The sequence below is a fragment of the Enteractinococcus helveticum genome, assembly GCF_020742345.1.
GTDB classification, from domain to species: domain Bacteria; phylum Actinomycetota; class Actinomycetes; order Actinomycetales; family Micrococcaceae; genus Yaniella; species Yaniella helvetica_A.
The window spans coordinates 1-5,843 of record NZ_DYXC01000009.1 but is presented as its reverse complement, the minus strand read 5'-3'; the positions used below and the strand labels follow the sequence as shown (position 1 = coordinate 5,843).

Annotated in this window: 8 protein-coding genes and 1 pseudogene; 7 read left to right on the top strand and 2 right to left on the bottom strand. The window is 57.6% G+C overall.

Going from position 1 to position 5,843, the window contains the following annotated elements; all coding sequences use genetic code 11:
• The 7 genes from K8V32_RS00650 to K8V32_RS00620 all read left to right on the top strand — a co-directional run.
• The coding region (locus tag K8V32_RS00650) for a cupin domain-containing protein (protein WP_303901318.1) at positions 1-300 on the top strand (300 nt) is incomplete at its 5' end.
• 28 nt (positions 301-328) lie between these two features.
• Positions 329-1,318 (top strand): agmatinase, encoded by a 990-nt coding sequence (gene speB / locus K8V32_RS00645; protein WP_303901316.1) that lies wholly within the window; start codon positions 329-331, stop codon positions 1,316-1,318.
• A gap of 26 nt (positions 1,319-1,344) precedes the next feature.
• Positions 1,345-2,979 carry a thiamine pyrophosphate-binding protein gene (locus K8V32_RS00640; RefSeq protein ID WP_303901314.1) on the top strand — a complete coding sequence of 545 codons (1,635 nt, stop codon included), beginning with the start codon at positions 1,345-1,347 and terminating at the stop codon, positions 2,977-2,979.
• 326 nt (positions 2,980-3,305) lie between these two features.
• Positions 3,306-3,488 carry a hypothetical protein gene (locus tag K8V32_RS00635; protein WP_303901312.1) on the top strand — a complete coding sequence of 61 codons (183 nt, stop codon included), beginning with the start codon at positions 3,306-3,308 and terminating at the stop codon, positions 3,486-3,488.
• A gap of 4 nt (positions 3,489-3,492) precedes the next feature.
• A complete protein-coding gene (locus K8V32_RS00630; protein WP_303901310.1) occupies positions 3,493-3,630 on the top strand; it encodes a hypothetical protein in 138 nt (45 codons plus the stop codon).
• A gap of 63 nt (positions 3,631-3,693) precedes the next feature.
• Positions 3,694-4,362 (top strand): hypothetical protein, encoded by a 669-nt coding sequence (locus K8V32_RS00625; protein ID WP_303901308.1) that lies wholly within the window; start codon positions 3,694-3,696, stop codon positions 4,360-4,362.
• Positions 4,359-5,096 (top strand): RES family NAD+ phosphorylase, encoded by a 738-nt coding sequence (locus K8V32_RS00620; protein ID WP_303901306.1) that lies wholly within the window; start codon positions 4,359-4,361, stop codon positions 5,094-5,096. The genes K8V32_RS00625 and K8V32_RS00620 overlap by 4 nt, the downstream gene beginning before the upstream one ends.
• A gap of 136 nt (positions 5,097-5,232) precedes the next feature.
• Here the strand turns inward: K8V32_RS00620 and K8V32_RS14595 are convergent.
• Positions 5,233-5,355 (bottom strand): annotated as a pseudogene (locus K8V32_RS14595) (helix-turn-helix domain-containing protein); the annotation flags it as partial.
• 76 nt (positions 5,356-5,431) lie between these two features.
• Positions 5,432-5,842 carry an Lrp/AsnC family transcriptional regulator gene (locus K8V32_RS00615; protein ID WP_303901304.1) on the bottom strand — a complete coding sequence of 137 codons (411 nt, stop codon included), beginning with the start codon at positions 5,840-5,842 and terminating at the stop codon, positions 5,432-5,434.
• Position 5,843: the final 1 nt, after the last annotated feature.

Below are 5,843 nucleotides of genomic sequence, written 5' to 3'. Positions count from 1 at the left end.
GCAATCACACGGAAACTGGAAGGCGACGGCGCGAATCTTATTTTCATGACCTTCACCCCGGGCCAGGTGCTTCGTGCCCACACCACCGCGCACCCTATTACCTTGCAAACCCTGCAGGGCAGGCTCAAAGTCGTTACCGATGACGGCGAAGTTGATCTCGTTGCTGGCACCGTTATGTACCTGCGCGCCATGGTCGTCCATGAGGTGTCTGCACCAGAAGACGCTCAGGAACACAACGTGTTGTTATTGACGATGCTCACCGGCGAACGACACTCAACGGACCCGACAGCAGCAGCATAGATCGACACCATCTCAACAGGCGGACGGCATGCGTGAAATCCCAAGAATCATCGATAACGGCAATATCGGCCCGGTCAATTCCACCCTGGTTCCGCGATATAGCGGCGAATCAACCTTCGCACTGCTGCCACGCCTCCGGGATCTGGAAACTGCAGGGCACAGTGCTGACATCAAAATCATTGGCGCACCATTTGATACCGGAGTCTCTTACCGTCCCGGTGCACGCTTTGGGCCCGCCCACGTTCGTCAAGCTTCAAGACTGCTTCGCCCCTACAACCCGGCAACAGGCACTTCACCATTTGCTCAAGTCCAAGTTGCCGATGCCGGCGATATGGCGCTGAATCCGTTCAACATCGAAGAAGCCATCGCCACGGTAGAACTGGATGCACTGGAGCTCACCGCCGACGGCGCCTCGCTTCTGACCATCGGAGGGGACCACACCATCGCGCTGCCATTATTGCGGGCAGCCTCACAACGCGCCGGACAACCGGTGGCGCTGTTGCACTTCGATGCCCACCTGGACACCTGGGATAGCTATTTTGGTGCCGACTATACTCACGGCACACCGTTTCGTCGGGCCGCCGAAGAAGGACTGCTCGATGCTTCGGCCCTATGCCATGTGGGCACTCGCGGACCGTTATACAGCAAAAATGATCTGGACGACGACGCCCGATTCGGCTTCGGTATCATCACCAGCGCAGACCTGTACTACCGGGGCGTCGAAGCCGTGGTGACCATCTTGCGCGAACGCATCGGAGACAAACCGGTGTATATCTCCCTGGATATTGATGTCCTTGACCCAGCCCATGCGCCGGGAACCGGAACACCCGAGGCCGGTGGGCTGACCAGCCGCGAACTGTTAGAAATGCTGCGTGGTCTTCGAGGGCTGAATATTCTTGGTGCCGATGTCGTGGAAGTACTGCCCAGCTATGACCATGCCGAGCTCACCGGGATTGCGGCGGCTCACGCATGCTATGACCTGCTGTCGTTGCTGGCTGATCTACGCGCCGCTAACTAACTAATGCTCACGCACAGGAGGTAGGCATGCGTACCGGTGGCGATCTGGTGATCGAAACACTGTCCGCACTGGGAGCGACCACGGTATTTGGTATCCCCGGCCAACATGCCCTGGGGCTTTTCGATGCCCTGGGTCGCAGCCCGTTGCAGTACATCTCATCCCGGGTGGAAAATAATGCGGCCTTTGCAGCTGACGGTTTTGCGCGTGTCACAAACCAGCCCGGGGTACTGATCGTCTCAACCGGTCCCGGAGCATTGACCGCCTTAGCAGGAATCCAGGAAGCATCTGCCAGTAGTGTCCCGATGATCGTGATCGCCTCCCAAATACCGCAAGCGGGACTGGGCGGGCGCCGAAAGGGTATGCTCCACGAGCTTGATGACCAAAAAGCTGCGGCACGCAACGTGACAAAAACCCAACATACGATTCATCACGCGTCGGCGATTCCTGCTGTCATAGAGGACGCCTGGCGGACTGCGCTCAGCGCCCCCTCCGGACCGGTCTGGGTTGAGATTCCACAAGACGTCCTCTTACACCCGGCCCCAATACCACCACCCTACGATCTGAGTATCACGCCTGCCCGGTTGACACCACATCACAGCAGCGTGACTCGGGCCGCCCAGTTACTCAGTGCCGCGCAACGTCCCGCCATCATCGCCGGTGGAGGTGTCCGCAGATCAGGCATCGCAGCCCAGCAAGCACTGGCCATGCTGGCTGAGCTGCTCGATGCACCGGTCGTGTGCACGCCGGGCGGCAATACCGCGTTTCCTCATGACCATCCATTGTCCCTGGGCGGGTGGGTTGAAGACCGATATGTCACCGAAATATTCGAAGACGCCGATGTCCTGCTGGCGGTTGGCACAGCCTTGGGAGAAGTCAGTTCGAACTACTACTCGATGCAGCCGCGCGGTCAGCTCATCCACATCGACGCCGAACCCCGCGTATTGGAAGCAAATTATCCCGGCCTGGGAATCCGCGCCGATGCCGGTCTGGCACTTGAGGCGATCCTCTCAGCAATACGACACGGGCCGAAGCCCACCGCGAGCACCTGGCATGGTCTTACCGCTGCCGAGCTCGTCAACACAACGCGCCAGCAGATCTCCGATCGTCTTGCATCCCAAGATCTCGAGCATGAACAGTCCATCATGCGCTCAATCCGCAATGCGGTGCCCGATGACGCCCACACGTACTGGGACATGACCATTGCCAGCTACTGGGCGTGGAACACCTGGGACTCCAAACACGGGGCTTTCCACTCCGGCCAGGGCGCAGGCGGTATCGGTTACGCATTTCCCAGCGCGCTTGGTGGAGCCGTGGGTTTACAACAACGCGTCCTGGCCGTCTCCGGCGATGGGTCAGCAATGTATTCCATCGCGGAACTCGCCGCCGCAAAACAGCATAATCTTCCCGTGACCTGGCTCATCATTGACGACGGCGGCTACGGCATCCTGCGCGAATATATGCGTGATGCCTTCGGACAAGCTGTTGGTACCGAACTCGCCCGCCCGGACTTTGTCGCTCTGGCGCAATCATTCGGCGTCTCGGCCACCCTGACCGATCCTGTCTCACTGGCGGACGATCTGCAAGCAGCCTGGCTCGCCACCGGCCCCAATGTGCTGGTCTTACCAACCACACTGAAAATGTGGGCGCCCACGCATAAATAGTGCCCTATGGCCGCTGGCGTTGCACGAGCCGCTGACACACAAAACCGGCATGATGTAGATATGACTACTTCCATACGTCTCGGTGGCGAGACCTATTTCTCTATCGATATCGAAGCCGATGGTCCAATCCCCGGCCCATACTCCATCGGAGTTGTCGTCGCCGGACGTTGAAACGCTGAGGGCGTCTTTGAGGACCTGCGCAATCAAGACCTCGGACTGTACCTGCAGCTGAAACCCATCTCATCAGACTACATTCCCGAAGCCTCCGCTGTGGCTGGTCTGGACCGTGATGAACTCATCCGAGATGGACTCGCCCCAAGGATGCCATGCGAACGCTGGTCGACTGGATTAGCGAACAGGCAGGAGATGACCGTCCAGTCATGGCTGCCTACCCGCTGTCCTACGACTGGATGTGGGTGTACTGGTATCTGATGCGTTACGCCGGCACCAGCCCCTTTTGGCCACTCCTCCGCTATCGATTTCAAAACGCTGTTCGCCACCAAGGCTGATCGCATGATCCGCAAGGTCGGCAAGCGTTCGATGCCTAAGAAACTTCTATCCAAGCGCCCGCACACCCACCATGTCCTGGATGATGCGTGGGAGCAGGCCGACCTGTTGGTCAACCTGTTGCATTGGGATCCTTCCATTTAAGACAATGCAACACTTACCTGCTCAGCGCTGCATTGCTATAATGCTATGTAAAAGGAGGTCGTTATGACTGCTCCAGTTCCAGATAGAACTAGTAAATCACCACGCAGACCTTCACGCATTGCAAGGCGATATAAGGTCAGTGAATTTAAGGGTCGCGTTGTCGTTGAGGGCGTAAGCGTTGGTGACGTAGAGGAAGCTCTACGTCTCGCCCAACGCGTTTCTGAAATACGTCACGATGCGCGGGGCTCGTTCGAAGATTTCGTAAATTCCTCGCTCCTGGAGACCAATGAGGAGCTCGTCCCCAGTGCATCACAGCGACAGATTCAGCGCACTGCTGCACTGCGCCAAAAATTGCTGACTAAATACGGTGCGGAAACCCATGAAACCTTGGCACAAATCCGCGATAGCCAACCCGGTTCAGTGAGAGCCTGGGTGACCAGGGCTCGCGAGCAAGGCGAATTATTCACCGTCAAATTTAAAGGCCGGGTCATGATTCCCAAAGTGCAGCTTGACGAAGAAGGGAAACTTGACCCAGCTATTAGCGCTCTGGTCCGTCCATTGTTGGAGGCTGATCTGGATGGGTGGTCGCTATGGACATGGTTGACCCATCCGACAGGGCATCTCAGCGGCAAAATACCAGCAGAGCTTGCCCACGTTGATTTAGAACGTGCACAACGAGCTGCCGATCTTTACGCACTTGATCTCCGGAATGAACGCGACGAAGTGGCGTGACGCATAGTTTTCCGGCACAACAACTCACCTGCCCCGTCCCTGACGAATGTACCGTTGCGATTTCGGAACTGTCCCAACACGCTCGTGATGGAAACCTGCCCACGTTCAAGTTGTCTAAGGATCGCGTATGGTTTCGCGTTTACGATGCGCGTGACGGGTACGGAGTGCCGAACCCCGGCTGGGGCAACACCCGTTTTGCCCCCTTTGATGATCTACTGTCGGGCAGTCGCGTCCCCACCATGTATCTTGCGGAAAGTCTCGAGGCGGCACTATTGGAGACACGTCTCCACACCATTTACGAGCTTGAGCCAGAATCACGAATCGTAGCGGAACGTTCCCTACATGGTTATCTACACGCTCAAGTGGTCCCGCCTACCAACATGACCGTCGTGGACCTAAGAGATCCACAACTGCAGGCTCTGGGCTTGACCCGGGAGAACCTGGCGAATAGTTCCTTCGAGCATTACCCTTGCACTCGGAAGGTCGCACAAGCTATCCATGCAGGTCCGCAGGGGCCTGACGGGATTATCTGGCATTCACGTCAGGCAGAATTCTCAAGGCAAGCCCAGTACGAGGTCATGGTGGTCTTCGCTGACCGTGTTCGCCATGACCGGGATGCCTGGACGCTCAGCCCCGCCCGGAATGCCAACGGCGCGTTACTGGAAGGCGCGGGCAGGGAGTTATTCGACGAAGTTGCCGATGCTCTTGGCGTAACGGTCATCGCTGATTACTAGCCACCACCTGCTGTAGCGTCCTCCGCGTAACTACTCGAGGGGCCGTAGTCGCGCTGGTCAGACTACTTGACGCTTCCCTGGACTTCCGGCACCTCGAAAGCCTTCTCGATCTGGGTGGCCATGGCCCCAAATCGCATCAGGTGCATCCGGTCGGCTGCGGATAACCTCCGCCGGGATGTTTGGACAGAAATCCGTTGGCTTCCAGAGATTGAGCAACCTGATGCGCCGTAGATTTTGACAATCCGGTGTGCTGAGCTGCTTTCGAAACCGCGGTCTCCCTGGATGGTTACAGTGGTCTCGGCATTGATGGTAGCCCCGGCCCACCGCCACACTGGCTAGTGTAGTGCGCTGCGGGAGACCAGATCGTCAAAGATCATAAACGTTTGGGTGTCCACAACCCCCGACAGCGGCTGAATTTCATCAAATACCACCCTGCGCAGGTCTGCGGTGTCTTTGGCCCGGACTAACAGGATGACATCCATCGGCCCGCCGGTCAGGATCACGTGCCAGACTTCTGGAATGTCGAGCAACTGTTGGCGTAACGCACGCCAGTTGTGTTGCCGCAATTTTAAAATGACATGGGCTGATGCCCCGAATCCCAATTTGAGTGGATCCACGTTGACGGTGAACCCAGTAATGACACCGGTGTCTTGCAAACGCTGGAGTCGAGCATGGCAGTGTGCGCGCGAAATGTGCACCTGCTCAGCCAGCGCCGTCATTGATATCCGACCGTCTTGGGCCAGCACC

What these genes read in the sequence shown, in the direction of transcription:
- speB (WP_303901316.1), top strand. Translation starts at nt 329, where the DNA reads ATGCGTGAAATCCCAAGAATCATCGATAACGGCAATATCGGCCCGGTC.
- K8V32_RS00640 (WP_303901314.1), top strand. Translation starts at nt 1,345, where the DNA reads ATGCGTACCGGTGGCGATCTGGTGATCGAAACACTGTCCGCACTGGGA.
- K8V32_RS00635 (WP_303901312.1), top strand. Translation starts at nt 3,306, where the DNA reads ATGCGAACGCTGGTCGACTGGATTAGCGAACAGGCAGGAGATGACCGT.
- K8V32_RS00630 (WP_303901310.1), top strand. Translation starts at nt 3,493, where the DNA reads ATGATCCGCAAGGTCGGCAAGCGTTCGATGCCTAAGAAACTTCTATCC.
- K8V32_RS00625 (WP_303901308.1), top strand. Translation starts at nt 3,694, where the DNA reads ATGACTGCTCCAGTTCCAGATAGAACTAGTAAATCACCACGCAGACCT.